The sequence below is a fragment of the Lacinutrix iliipiscaria genome (assembly GCF_042686125.1).
Taxonomy (GTDB): domain Bacteria; phylum Bacteroidota; class Bacteroidia; order Flavobacteriales; family Flavobacteriaceae; genus Oceanihabitans; species Oceanihabitans iliipiscarium.
Genome location: NZ_JBHUOV010000001.1, coordinates 1457340 through 1471503 on the forward strand (window position 1 = coordinate 1457340; position 14164 = coordinate 1471503).

The 14164-nt window shown below is 30.3% G+C and carries 13 protein-coding genes; 11 read left to right on the forward strand and 2 right to left on the reverse strand.

Features of this window, described 5'->3' with window-relative positions; genetic code table 11:
- Nucleotides 1-119 precede the first annotated feature (119 nt).
- The 11 genes from ACFS5M_RS06620 (at nucleotide 120) to ACFS5M_RS06670 (ending at nucleotide 11867) form a co-directional block, all read left to right on the forward strand.
- Nucleotides 120-788, forward strand: a complete 669-nt coding sequence (locus ACFS5M_RS06620; RefSeq protein WP_183487026.1) for a sulfotransferase — start codon at nucleotides 120-122, stop codon at nucleotides 786-788.
- A 14-nt stretch (nucleotides 789-802) separates the two neighbouring features.
- Complete coding sequence (locus ACFS5M_RS06625; protein ID WP_183487028.1) at nucleotides 803-1411, forward strand: sulfotransferase family protein; 609 nt, start codon at nucleotides 803-805, stop codon at nucleotides 1409-1411.
- A gap of 10 nt (nucleotides 1412-1421) precedes the next feature.
- Nucleotides 1422-2495 carry a glycosyltransferase family 4 protein gene (locus ACFS5M_RS06630; RefSeq protein WP_183487030.1) on the forward strand — a complete coding sequence of 358 codons (1074 nt, stop codon included), beginning with the start codon at nucleotides 1422-1424 and terminating at the stop codon, nucleotides 2493-2495.
- A gap of 157 nt (nucleotides 2496-2652) precedes the next feature.
- Entirely contained in the window at nucleotides 2653-3486 is an 834-nt protein-coding gene (locus ACFS5M_RS06635; RefSeq protein WP_183487032.1) for an FkbM family methyltransferase, read from the forward strand.
- A complete protein-coding gene (locus tag ACFS5M_RS06640; protein WP_183487034.1) occupies nucleotides 3486-4811 on the forward strand; it encodes a glycosyltransferase family 2 protein in 1326 nt (441 codons plus the stop codon). The genes ACFS5M_RS06635 and ACFS5M_RS06640 overlap by 1 nt, the downstream gene beginning before the upstream one ends.
- Nucleotides 4811-5914, forward strand: a complete 1104-nt coding sequence (locus tag ACFS5M_RS06645) for a glycosyltransferase family 4 protein (protein WP_183487036.1) — start codon at nucleotides 4811-4813, stop codon at nucleotides 5912-5914. Before ACFS5M_RS06640 ends, ACFS5M_RS06645 begins: the two co-directional genes overlap by 1 nt.
- Complete coding sequence (locus ACFS5M_RS06650; protein ID WP_183487037.1) at nucleotides 5911-7041, forward strand: glycosyltransferase; 1131 nt, start codon at nucleotides 5911-5913, stop codon at nucleotides 7039-7041. The genes ACFS5M_RS06645 and ACFS5M_RS06650 overlap by 4 nt, the downstream gene beginning before the upstream one ends.
- A 148-nt stretch (nucleotides 7042-7189) precedes the next feature.
- Nucleotides 7190-7996, forward strand: a complete 807-nt coding sequence (locus ACFS5M_RS06655) for a transglutaminase-like domain-containing protein (protein WP_183487040.1) — start codon at nucleotides 7190-7192, stop codon at nucleotides 7994-7996.
- Between the two features lie 305 nt (nucleotides 7997-8301).
- Nucleotides 8302-9456 carry an O-antigen ligase family protein gene (locus tag ACFS5M_RS06660; RefSeq protein ID WP_379898276.1) on the forward strand — a complete coding sequence of 385 codons (1155 nt, stop codon included), beginning with the start codon at nucleotides 8302-8304 and terminating at the stop codon, nucleotides 9454-9456.
- Nucleotides 9407-10417, forward strand: a complete 1011-nt coding sequence (locus ACFS5M_RS06665; protein ID WP_183487042.1) for a glycosyltransferase family 4 protein — start codon at nucleotides 9407-9409, stop codon at nucleotides 10415-10417. Before ACFS5M_RS06660 ends, ACFS5M_RS06665 begins: the two co-directional genes overlap by 50 nt.
- 55 nt (nucleotides 10418-10472) lie before the next feature.
- Entirely contained in the window at nucleotides 10473-11867 is a 1395-nt protein-coding gene (locus tag ACFS5M_RS06670; protein ID WP_183487044.1) for a sugar transferase, read from the forward strand.
- Here ACFS5M_RS06670 and ACFS5M_RS06675 read toward each other — a convergent pair.
- Entirely contained in the window at nucleotides 11854-13032 is a 1179-nt protein-coding gene (locus ACFS5M_RS06675; protein WP_183487046.1) for a lipoprotein N-acyltransferase Lnb domain-containing protein, read from the reverse strand. The genes ACFS5M_RS06670 and ACFS5M_RS06675 overlap by 14 nt on opposite strands.
- A 12-nt stretch (nucleotides 13033-13044) precedes the next feature.
- Complete coding sequence (locus ACFS5M_RS06680; RefSeq protein ID WP_379898280.1) at nucleotides 13045-14115, reverse strand: putative type IX sorting system protein PorV2; 1071 nt, start codon at nucleotides 14113-14115, stop codon at nucleotides 13045-13047.
- Nucleotides 14116-14164: the final 49 nt, after the last annotated feature.

A 14164-nucleotide genomic window follows, 5' to 3' on the forward strand; every position in this document is an offset into this window, starting at 1 on the left:
ATACTTCCTTAAAGACCTTTTATAAAAATATTGTGGTTTTTTAATTCATTATATCTATTATTGTATTACTAAAGAGGAAATAGCTGCTTATTTGCTATAACTTATAATAATCGAGTAACTTGTCCAAAAAGAAACATAAAGTCATAGTGGTAGGTTTGCCCAAAACAGGCACTTCAACTTTAGCCGTTATGCTTAGAATGTTAAACTATAAAGTTACTGGTCCTGATGCTAATTACAAGATTGGTGACCTCCCATTTTTAAATAAAAAATTTAATGAGTTTGATGGATTTCAAGATTTTCCATGGTGTTTTGAATGGGATAAATTTTTAGATAATGATAAGGTTAAGTATATTATTTTAAATCGAGAAAAAGAATCTTGGTGGAAGAGTTTTTATGAATCTTATGGTCGTAAACAAGAACGATACCTCTCATATCCTTTTTTTAAAATTTCTAAAGAGTTGAAAAATAAACCTCAGTTTTTAAATTATTTTGATACCTATTATGAAACTTTGAATACATATGCAGCTAAGTATCCAGAACGATTTTTATCAATATCAATAAAAACTTTTGAATGGCAAGAATTATGTGATTTTTTAGATGAAGACTTGCCAACTAATATGTTAGGCCAGTTGGTTAAAAAGCCACATGTCAATAAAGAAAGGTCAAAAAATGCTCAAACATTAAGGTATAAGATAACTAATCAATTGAAAAAAAAGATAAGTTCTATTATTGGTAAAGAGAATTGGAGAAAAATTGTTATTTTTTTTAGGAAGAATGGTGTCATTTAAAAGGGTTTAAAAAAATGAAACAAAAAGTATTTGTTATAGGATTTCAAAAAACAGGCACAACGTCTTTAGAACACGCATTGCAATTTCTGGGTTATAGGGTGTATGGTGGAGATAAAAACTTACTGAAATTTCAAAACAAGGAAGACTTAAAACAATATATCAAAAAAACACTTGAATCTTGGGATGTTGTACAAGACATGCCTTGGCCACTTTTTTATAAAGAGCTTTATGAACTCTATCCTGACGCAAAATTTATTTTAACAATTAGGGATACTGATAAGTGGATTAATAGTGTGGTTAAATACTTTGCAAGTATTCGTATTCCATTACATAAAAAAATATATAATGTCCCATGTGCTGAAGGTTATGAAGATGTTTATATTTCAATTTACGACCAGCATAATAAAGATGTGCAAGCCTTTTTTAAGGAAAAGGATAATTTTATAGTCATGAAACAAGGTTATAATTTTAATTATCAAACACTATGTGAATTCTTGAATATAAATGATGTTCCTAATGAAGATTTTCCGCATGCTAGAAATAATAAAAAACGGAAGTTACCTAATTATAAGATATATCGTGATTTAAGATCTTTTTATTGGAACTTTAAAAAGAAATACTAAATTTTATCTTTTGAAAATATTATTACTATATACATATAATAAAGGTTATTTATCTAGTTTCTTTTTTGAATTATCAACCAAATTGGCAGAAAAAGGTCATGAGGTTGTTAACTTTTCATTAAAAGGAGCAAAAAAGACTTTTATTAAAAATGATGTAGAAGTCTGTATTTCCAAACAGGGTGGATATATTTCTAACTATTTTCATATTTACAAGATTATAAAGCGTGTCAAACCAGATGTCGTTCTATCTAATTTTAGTTATGTCAATCCTGCATTATTATTTGGTAAACTATTCGGGGTAAAAAAAAATATGGCTTGGTTTCATTCTTTAAATGAACAAATGGAGCCTAGTAAAGTAGATGTTTTTATTAAAAAACAATTTCTAAAATTAGCAGATACTGTAATTGCCAATTCTCTCTTAACAAAGGAAGAGTTACATGAAATTTATAAAGTGCCAGAATTAAAATTAAAAGACTTGCCGTTTTGGAGTAATATTTCTGAACTTACAACTTCTGATTCTGATTTAATCAGTAAAACGAATTTTGAAGGCTTAAAAATTGGTTGTCCAGGTCGTATAGTTAAACACAAAAACCAAGCTGTAGTTATTCAAGCTTTAGGTGGTATAAAGGAAAAATACGATTTTAAGTTTCACCTCTATTTTGCTGGTGATGGTGAAGAACGCTCAAATCTTGAACAGTTAACTGAAAATTTAAAACTGACAAATGACATCACTTTTTTAAAACACATTTCAGCAAATGACATGATTGCATTCTACAAGGATTTAGATGTCATTATATTACCTAGTTTACATGAAGCATTTGGCTTGGTCTTTATTGAAGCCATATCAATGAACACACCAGTTATAGTGTCTTCGCAGTTCGGTGCTTTGTATTTTATTGATAATGAAAAGTATAATACCTCAAAGTTTACATTTAACCCTGAATCTTCAGAAGAACTTCAAGAGAAACTTTTACCTTATTTTAATAATGAAGGGTTAACAAAAAGTGAACTTCAACAATTATACATTGAAAACTTTGATAAGCACATTATTTTTAACGACTTCCTTAGTATTATAAATAAATAACAAGCTGGCCATTCTTTCGAAGACATTTCTAAAAGCCTTTTAATTCAAAAAAAAGGTACAATAGGATTAAAAGAAAATCCCTATCTTTCAACCATAACTATTATAAATTAATTTGACGACTAGTCAGTTTTTTAAATGTCTTAAATTCAATATTTGAATGAATTTCAAAAAAATCATCAATTATTTTTCATTTTTTATAAAAAAAGAATCGTTTAAATTAGTTGATATGGAACTTTGTGGTGTTCCATTAAAGGTAGTAAAACGATCTTTAAGACAAAAAATAGACCAAGATGATACATGGTGGTTTTATTTGTCAAAACATCATGATATTATTTTTGATATTGGATGTAATGTTGGTTATACCGCAACTTTAGCTTTAATACAGGATCCTAACAGACAAATTATTCTGGTTGATCCAAATCCTAAGGCTTTACAAAAAGCAGCAATAAACCTTATAGAGAATGGCTTAGGAAGTAAAGCTCAATACATTGCTGCATTTGTTGGAAATACTATTGATGAAACAATCAAATTGTACACTATTGGGTCTAAAGCGGCTGGAAGTATGCACGCTTCTCACGCTAAGACAGCTGCTGCTAAAAATTTATTTATTGAAGTTAAAACAGTAACCTTAGATTACTTATATACGTTTTATAATATAAAACCAGATTTAGTAAAGATTGATGTTGAAGGTGCTGAAACTATTGTTATGGAATCAGCGAAAAAATTAGCTCAAGAGACTAAATGTAGTTTTTTTATCGAGATGCATAAAGTTGAAAACTTAGGTATGGAAAAGGCAGGACAGTTTATGATTGATTGGTCTTCTGAAATGAATTACTCTGTTTGGTATCCAAAAACTGGTGAATTGCTTACTAATGCTGAACCTATTAAAAATAGAGGCAAATGCCACCTTTTATTATTGCCTAAAGAGAAGTCCTATCCTGAATATTTAAAAGGGATTAAACAAAATGCACCACTTCCAAAATCAATTTAATGCCATTTAGTTTTTTAAAATATTTACAGTCAACGCATTATTTCCAACTAAAAACAAAAGCTGGATATTACATTTTTCCTAAACTTGAGGCCTTGTCTGAGGATATTGTTTGCGAACTTAAACGTGACGTAAGTTACCAATCTGAATTAGCTCAATCTTATGATATGTCATGGCAAGCCATTCAAAAAGGCTATATAGGAAAGGCAGAAACGTATGCTAATTTTGAAAAGGTACCTGTCCAAGATAATTATCACTTTTTAAGAAAGTATTTTCATAAAGCTTGGGTTTTTTATGTCTTATTGTTTCGTCTACTGTCATTTAAAAATCCAATAAAAGAGCTTGCTGCTTATCTGAAAACACGCCAAGTAAGAAGAGTTGTTAGTGGAGAAAATCCTATAAAATATAACCATTGGGAACGCTTTAATTCCGATTTAATTTCAAAAGCACCTAAAGTAAGCGTTGTGATTCCAACGTTAAATCGTTATGATTATTTAAAGGATGTTTTAAAAGATTTAGAGTTGCAAGAATACACTAATTTTGAAGTTATTGTTGTTGATCAATCTCAACCTTTTAGAGCAGAATTTTATGATGAGTTTAATCTTGACATTAATTTAATCCGCCAAGAAGAAAAAGCCTTGTGGTTAGCTCGAAATACAGCGATTAAAAATTCTAAAGGAGATTTTATTGCACTATCTGAAGATGATGTGCGTATAAAACCAGATTGGATTTCTTTACACTTAAAAGGGATAGATTTCTTTAAGGCTCAAGTATCTGCAGGTGTTTTCTATCCAGAAGGACAGAGTATTCCTAAGGAGCGTTCGTTTTTTGCAATAGCTTCACAGTTTGCAACAGGTAATGCAATGCTTTATAAAGATGTTTTTAAAACTGTTGGTTTGTTTGATCGACAATTTGAAAAACAGCGCATGGGAGATGGTGAGTTTGGAATAAGGTTATATTTAAATGATATAAAAAGCATTTCTAATCCGTTCGCCTCATGTGTCGATGTTAAAGCAGGAACTGGAGGTTTAAGAGAAATGGGAAGTTGGGATGCATTTCGACCTTCAAACTTTTTTGCGCCTAGACCTATTCCTAGCGTGCTTTATTTTTTTAGGCGTTATTTTGGTAATAAACCAACTAAATTGGCTTTATTACGTATTGTTCCTATATCAATATTTCCCTATCAGTATAAAAAAAACAAACCCTTACTATTTTTAGCTGTATTAATGACTGTGCTATTGCTTCCATTGGTATTTTATCAAGTTTATAAATCATGGCATTTAGCAAGTAAAAAAATAAAACAAGGACCAATAATTGAAACGTTATAGTGAGTGTAACTAAAAAAAATATAGTAATTGTTACTTCCGAATTTCCACCACAACCAGGTGGTATTGGTAATCATGCCTACAATTTAGCTTTGTATCTTTCTAAAAACAAGTTCTGCGTTCAAGTTATTGCTGATCAGCGCTCTGAGAATGGAGGAGAGGAAATGATTTTTGATAAAGAATTGCCGTTTGAGGTTATAAGAATTAAACGATATGATTTTCGATTTAAAATGTATGTGAAACGTGTTGCTGTTACATACAAAAGCCTAAAACAAGCCTCTCATGTAATTGCAACAGGTAAATTTTCTTTATGGAATGTAGCTCTGAGTAGTTTATTTTATAAATGCAAAACCTTAGCAGTAGTACATGGAACAGAAGTGAATTTTAAGACCTTTACGCTAAAAAAATCAATAGATATAGCTTTAAAAAAAATGGATACAGTTATTGCTGTTTCTAATTATACTAAGGATTTAATATCGCATTTAAAACGACATGTAGAGGTTATTCCTAATGGTATAGACTTAAAGAAATGGGAGGCTAAGGATGTGCCAGAATTGGCAATAAATGGAAATCCGATTTTAACAACTGTGGGACGTGTAAGTTCTAGAAAAGGACAATTAAATGTAATTAAACAATTACCAGAACTCATTAAACGTTTTCCTAAATTACATTACCATTGCATTGGTATTCCAACAGAAGCTGAAGCATTTAAACTAGAAGCAAGAGCTTTAAATGTGTATGAATATATAACGTTTCACGGTAGCTTAGATGAGCTGGTTTTAAAACAAATACTTAAACAAACTGATGTTTTTGTGATGCTAAGTAGTGAGAGCGAAACAGGAGATGTGGAAGGGTTTGGGATTGCTATTTTAGAAGCTAATGCACTTGGAATCCCAGCCATTGGCTCTAAAGGATGTGGTATTGAAGACGCTGTAAATACTGGAGTTTCAGGTGTTCTTATTGATTCTAATCAGACTTCAGAATTTATAAAAGGCATTGAGCAGATATTGAACAATAAAAACGCATATCAAAGTGGCGCCAAATCTTGGGCAGAACAACACGATTGGTCAAATATTATTAAGCGTTATATTACCTTTTTAACATGAAAAAGCTCGTTATAATTTCACATACAGAACATTATAAAAATGCAGATGGTAATATTGTTGGTCTAGGTTCTACTGTGACTGAAATTAATAATTTACTTTCCGTTTTTGATGAGGTTGTTCATGTGGCCATGCTGCATAATAGTCCAGCACCAGCAAGTGCTTTACCTTATACTTCAAATAAAATAACATTTCTAGCTTTGCCAGCAGTTGGTGGACCGAAAGTTTTGGATAAATTGGCTATTATCTGGAAAGCGCCTCAGATTTTAATCACAATAAAAAAAGCCATTAAAAGGGCAGATTATTTCCAATTTAGAGCACCAACAGGAATTGGAGTTTTTGTTATTCCGTATTTAGTCCTATTTAGTTCTAAAAAAGGATGGTTTAAATATGCAGGAAATTGGAATCAAAAAAAACCACCTTTAGCCTATAGTTTTCAGCGTTGGATATTAAAAAATCAAAAAAGAAAGGTTACCATTAACGGGTTATGGCCTAATCAACCGAAACAATGTTTAACTTTTGAGAATCCCTGTTTAACTTCAAATGAAATTAATGAAGGTGTAGTTTTGACAAGTAATAAATCAATTTCAAAAGGAGGGATTAACTTTTGTTTTGTCGGCCGTTTAGAAGAAGAAAAAGGAGTTGGGTTATTAATTGAGGCTTTTAAAAGTTTATCTAATGAAGAAAAATTGAAAATTAATACGGTTAACGTTGTTGGTTATGGGAAAAGACTAAATGACTATAAAAGCAAAGCAGGCGATAGTGGTTTAAATTTTGAGTTTCACGGATTTTTATCTAGGAATGATGTACATGAAATATATAAAGAATCGCATGCAATTGTTTTACCGTCCGCTTCCGAAGGTTTTCCTAAGGTCATAGCAGAAGCGATGAACTATGGATGTTTACCAATTGTTTCAGATATTTCTTCTATAAGTCATTATGTAAAAAATGAAGGTAATGGGTTTTTAATATTTCCTATTACTAAAGAGAATTTAATTAAACAGATAAAAAAAGTATTGAATTTATCTGATATTCAATATGCTAAGATGATACAGAGCCAAAAGGAAGAACTCTCAAAATTTACTTACAGACACTATAATAATAGAATATTAAAAGAGCTATTAAATTAAGCTTCATTATATTTTTAACTTAAGCATTTGTTTTTTTGACCTAGTATCTTGATTTTTAGCGATTACAAGTTTTGTTAAACCATAAATTATTAGGTCTAAATAAAAAAATATTTTACATTTATCGTTCGTATAAAATTAATCCTCATTAATGATATTAAAAAAAATAATTTGGGTATTTAAAAGACACCCATTTTTATATATCGCACGCTTTAAATTGCTCTCTAAAAACTCTAATATTGAGGATATTAATGGTTATACCTATAACTATATAAACGACAAAAAAGACATTCCAGATTATTTTAAAGAGGTTAATGAAAGAATCTTAAAAGATTATAAACCAACCAATGATTTTAATTTAATTAAGCATTTGAGCGCTTGGTTGCATAACGAAATTAAAGGAGGTCCAGGTTTAAGTGAACCTTCTGATACTGCACTGCAAATTATGTTATCAGGTAAAGGAGGAGTTTGTAGTGATATGGCTCAAGTTTTTAATAACTTTTGTGTTATTAATGATATTCCAGTTCGAGAATGGGGAACCACTCGAGCACCTTTCAATGTAGAATATGGAGGACATTCTTTTAATGAAGTGTATAGTTCAGAACTTAAAAAATGGATATTAGTTGATGTTTCAAATAGTATCTTATTTTATTCTAATACATCAACTCCTTTGTCTGTTATAGAACTATATCAATTATTTAGAAAAAATGAACCCATTCAATTTAAATCATTTAATGAATTAAAAACAATTGAAGATTCAAGTATTAAAAGAAATTATTTAGATCCAGACACAGTACCATTTCTAATTTGTAATTATTCTAATAAAACCTACGATGCTTTTTTAAGATTTTCTAGGCCTTTTATTCCTGTTTTTATTATTCATTTTGTTTTATTTGTTTTCAGGAAAAGCTATCACTACCGCTTTCCTTTAGACGATTACAGAAAAATATTTAATTAATAATAAGTGTATTATTTGCTTAGTTTCTTATTTTAATCCCATAAAGTCGTATAGTTTTTTAAAAAGAACACATATAAAATTTTAGCTAAAACATATTGAAAACTAATATTACATACATAAGTGCAATTGCTTTTCATTGTTTAATGGGAATGCTCATTTATTTTAATGAGTCTATAGCAAAAGTATATTTTTTTTGTGTCTTGTTTTTTTTCGTCTATCGAATTATTATTTCACCAAATCATTTAAAAACTTTTGAAGTACTTAAAGCCTGTTCGTATTTCGTTGGCGCCGAAATATTATTTAGAATGACAAGAGGATCTATATCTTATGAGGCAGGAAAATATTTAGTAATAGGATTTGTAATAATGGGTTTGTTTTATAAGGGTTTGTCTGGTAAAGGATACCCTTATTTTATGTATTTAATGTTCTTAATACCATCAATTTTTGTGGCGTCAACAACTTTAAGTTTTGATGCTAACTTTAGGACTAATATAGCATTTGTACTTAGTGGACCTGTTTGTTTAGGAGCTTCAGCTTTATTTTGCTATGATAAAAAAGTCACTTTTAAGCAAGTTAGTGATTTGCTTTTGTATATGGTATTACCAATCATTTCAACAACAATATATATCTTTTTCTATAACCCAAGTGTCAAAGAAGTGTTGTCTGGTACTGGGTCAAACCGTACAACTTCTGGAGGTTGGGGAGCGAATCAAGTTTCAACAATCTTAGGGTTAGGGATGTTTATTATGGCTGTGCGTTTGTTTACTAAATCTCCAACTGTTGGATTAAAAGTTTTAAATATAGTTATTTTTTCTGCTATAACTTTCCGCGGTATAGTTACTTTTAGTAGAGGAGGTATGCTTACTGCCATCATTACAATCCTTGCGTTTGTTGTATTTTATTATGGGAAAGTTTCATTAAAAAAGAAAAATGAAATTATAATGATTTCTATATTGTTTGCTTTTGCTTTAATGGCTACCTGGGTAATTAGTTCTAATCAAACAGATGGATATATTGATTTACGTTATGCTAATAAAGATCATTTAGGGCGAGATAAAAAGGATATTACAACAGGTAGAGGTGAGCTGTTTAAAGATGAACTTGAAGGTTTTATAACCCATCCTTTTTTTGGAATAGGTTCTAGTAGAGCTAAAGATCAACGAATTGAAACAGAAGGTGAAGTCGTAACTTCTCATAATGAAGTTAGTAGAACTTTAGCCGAACATGGTATGTTTGGCGTAATTATTCTTGTAATATTATTGTTTAAACCGTTTGATTTGCGTTCTAAAAATAAAAGGAATTATTACTTTTATGCTTTTCTAGCCTTTTGGTTTGCAACCATAAACCATTCCTCTATGCGTATTGCAGCTCCAGCATTTGTTTATGGTTTGGCATTATTAAATGTAACTTATGAAAAAAATCCTTTACGTAGGAAACAAATTAGAAAGCAAGAAAGTTAATATATCTGCTATTCATACTTTGGGAGCTTCTTTAGAAAAAGAAGGTTTTGAAGTATATTACTCATCTTCTAAAACGAATAAGCTTGCTAGATTATTAGACATGATTTGGTCTTGCTTAACCCTCTCAAGGAAAGTAGATTTTGTTCTAATTGATACTTACAGCACACTTAATTTCTATTATGCTTTTATTATAAGTCAGCTTTGTAGAATACTCAGGCTAAAATATATTACTATACTTCACGGAGGTAACTTACCTAATCGGTTAAAACAGAATCCAAGGCTTTCATCTCGTATTTTTAACAATGCTTATAAAAATGTTTCACCTTCATTGTATTTAGTTGATGAGTTTAAAAATCAGGGATTTATTGATGTTGTTTACATTCCTAATGCTATTGAAATCAGTAAATATCCTTTTTTAGAGAAAGAGTATAGTTCAGCTAAATTGCTTTGGGTGAGATCGTTTTCGGAAATTTATAATCCTAGTCTAGCAATCCATATTTTTAAAGAATTAAAAGATCAAGACATTAAAACAAAGCTTTGTATGGTTGGGCCTGATAGTGATGGATCAGTAGAAAAGATTAAACAGTTGGCAAATGATTTTAACTTAGAGGTTACTTTTACAGGGAAATTAACAAAAGAAGCTTGGATTGATCTATCAAAAGAGTTTAACATTTTTTTGAATACAACCAATTTTGATAACATGCCAGTAAGTGTTATTGAGGCAATGGCCTTAGGTTTATGTGTTGTCTCAACTAATGTTGGAGGTTTACCTTACTTAATTAATAATAATGAAGATGGTTTGTTGGTGCCACCAAATGATAAGACAAGTTTTGTTGATAGTATAAAAAAAGTTATAGATAATCCATCTGCAATTAAAGCAATGACCACAAAGGCTAGAAAAAAAGTTGAAGCTTATGATTGGCAAATCGTGAGGCTTAAGTGGCATGAAGTACTTCGGTAATTACTTGTATTTTTCCCTTATCTTATTATCTTTACCTTAACATTTCTTTAACTATATGGCTAGGAAGCAAGATATTCACTTTAATATTTCTGAAAGAAAAATTCTACTTAGAATTTTAGATTTATTATTTATAATGTTATCTCTTTATGGGTTGAGTGAACTTTTTGAATTTGATTACTTTACAATTACAAAAGAAAATTGGACTTGGGTTTTAGTATTGGCATTATATATAACCATTTTTGGAACTGTTTTTGAACTTTATGACCTGCAAAAAGCCAGTAAAACAGAATCTGTACTTGCCAATATAGTGCTTACTGCTTCTGTAACCGTTTTATTTTATCTGCTAACACCATTTTTCACCCCTTTCTTACCAGAGAATAGGCTGCAAATATTTTTCTTCTACTTAGCTATAATTGTAGCATTAATAGTGTGGAGGCTTGCCTATATAAATTTTATAACCTCTCCGCGATTTTATAAAAAAGTGCTTATAGTTGGAGAAATATCTAATATTCAGCCTATTATGGATGCTTTTAAAGACTCAGATCCAAACTATAAGATTTTAGGTTTTATTAACTGCGAAGCTCAAAGTGGACATCCTGTTAAAATTAAAGGCATTGAAGAGTTTCAGCCAAATCAAATACATGATATAATATTTAATGAAAGGATTTCGGAAATTGTTGTTGCAAGCTATAATTCTGAAACGATAACTCCAGAAATTTATCACGATTTAATTACGCTCTTAGAACGAGGGTTTCCTATTAAAGAATATACTCAGGTTTATGAAGACATGACGCATCGAGTTCCTGTTCAATTTGTAGGAAAAGATTTCTATAAATACTTCCCTTTTAGTCGAAGTAATCAAAATAAGTTGTACCTATTTTTTCATCGATTTTCTGATTTAGTTTTTTCACTCATAGGTATAGTTTTAGGAATTTTGCTATTACCTTTTATTCTTTTAGGAAACCTAATTGCTAATAGAGGTCCTTTGTTCTATATGCAAGAGCGTGTGGGTAAAAATGGAGCTGTTTTTAATATCATTAAGTTTAGAACGATGATAAAAGACGCTGAGAAAAATGGAGCGGTTTGGGCATCGAAAAATGATATTAGAGTGACTTTTTTTGGCAAATTTTTGAGACGTTCAAGATTAGATGAAATACCACAATTTATTAATATTCTCAGAGGAGATATGAGTTTAATTGGACCTAGACCTGAGCGTCCTTATTTTGTAAAGGAACTTTCTCAAGTTATTCCTTTTTACGAAACCAGACATATTGTTAAACCTGGATTAACTGGTTGGGCTCAAGTAAAAGTAAGATATGGATCTACTGTTGATGATAGCTTATTAAAGCTTCAATACGACTTATATTATATAAAACATAGAAGCTTTTTTCTTGATGCTAATATTATTATCAAAACCTTAAGTACTATGGTTTTCTTTAGAGGTCAGTAATTCTTGTTTGAAAATATTTCACTAAATACAAATATCTTACACCTAGTGCTATAAGTAATGGTGTTAATGCTAATGCAAATTTTTGCACACCTAAAACCCAGTGAAATAAGAGTAAACATAGTAGTATAATTAATAACTTTAGATATTTAATAAACCATGTTTTAGGCGTCTTCTTTAAGACTTGATTGGCTAGAACAATATTTAAGGCAAAAGCCCAAAGCAGGTTATAATTATAAGCTGTAGCTGTATGATCTGTAGCAAACCAAAGCAATAAAATAAATAACCCTATCATTCCAGTAATTACAAAAATTATAAAGTCTAACCATTTACTTTGTGACTGATTTTTATAGTTTTTATAAGTCATCCAAAGTATTAAAGCACTAAGGATACTTAAGAAGAAAAAGGGGCTAGTTAGAAAATTATGTTTAACCAATGTTTCTCTTTTGATATAGATGTCCTTCGATTGTATTATCAATTTTTCACCTGTTGAATTTAGTGTCGCTATTTCAAAAAATTGATAAATATATTCTGGTAAAAACATGTGTTCATAAGCTGTCGCTACTTTATCTATAACCGAACCAAGAGCAATATCAATACCTACACTTCCCCAGGAATTCCAAAATAAATTATGCTGTATTAAATCTCTAAACGTGTTTTTGCCGAGTGCCTTTGGTGTATGAAAAACAATGTTCTTATTCGAAATCTCTTCTGAAACATCTCTTATTTTAGTCGCGCAATTGTCATAAAAAAAATCGTATAAATAGTCTTTGTTTTCAGGTAGAGAATTATTTATAAGATAGCGATGCATGTCTTGTTTTTCTTGAGTTGTAAGATTTAAAACCTGCTCTTTTATAGTTCTATTTTGATCTTTATAAAAATTAATCACATGATAATAATCGCTAAATCCTTGTGAATATAATAGTTTTCCGCGTGCAAAATTAAGATAGAAATTAGGGTCGTTAAATGGAAACCTTCCATAGTCGTAAACGACATCATTATAAGGTGTTTTGACTCGAATTCCATTATGACCAAAAGCATCATTAAGTGAAGTGCCTGGACCAATAGTGAGTATGCTAATTTGAGTGGATTCGTAGGTGTTAGAATCTTGTGCATGAAGAAATACAGCGCAAAAAAAGAATAAAACAAAACTGAGTTTCTTCATCATTTTTTATGTAAACTACCTAAAGATACTAAAATCTAGTTTTAAGGAAAAGACATTAGAGTATAAGGCTACACTTTGATCACCAATATCTGTGAACGCATAATCGACTTGTATACCACTATATTTAAAACCAACACCAATACTAGGTTGAAACCCAATTTTTTCGCTATTATCTATTTGTAATTCATTTTGAAAATTACCTACACCTCCTCTTAAATAAATCATATCAATATAACCAACTTCAAATCCAAAAGCTGGATTAATACTAGCAATAGATGTCGAAATAATATCATTATTTTGTTCAAACCTTATGTTAAGGTCAAGCTCTGTAAGTATCGAAAAATCATGACGATAGATGAATTTTTTGGCAACACCAAATTGGAGTTTTGGTATAGTGAGTTCTGTGCTTTCTGGTAATTCTTGATTTTGGTTTTCTACGGCATTTTGTACAGTAGCAAATTCATCCTTATCAATAGCCCAAGCATTAAAAGTGGTTGTAATATCTCTAGCCATTAAACCAATTTTCCATTCGTTTCTTGTTTCAAATTGTATAGCTGCATCTAGACCAAATCCCCAAGAACTCGCAAATTTTCCTATAACACGTCTAATAACTTTGGCATTTATTCCATAGTTAAAACCTGGAATTGGTAATTTTCTGGCATAAGAGAAAGTTACGCCATAATCTGCCGTAGAAAATAAACTAATTCTATCATAGTTAATATTGCCTTCAGCATCAATTAACTGAGTTGTATTTAAAATGTCATCAACAGCAAAACGAATTAAAGAAATTCCAACAGCACTTCTGTTGTCTAATGGCATTGCAAAAGCTAAATAATCATAATTAGCAATATTCGCAAAATAACTGGAATGCATTAAAGCTAATTGATTATCCTCAAGATTGACTAATCCAGCAGGATTCCAATAACCAGAATTTACATCATTTGAATAAGCTGTTACAGCATTAGCCATACCTAGAGCAGCAGCATCTACACCAATATTCATAAACTCATTGGAGTATTTTCTAAGTGTTTGCGCAGAAACGGTTATAGAAATAGTTAATAGGACTATTGTTAGTATTCTCTTCAAGTACAATTTTTTTACAAATATGCCATTATTTTTCAACATATTAAACTTG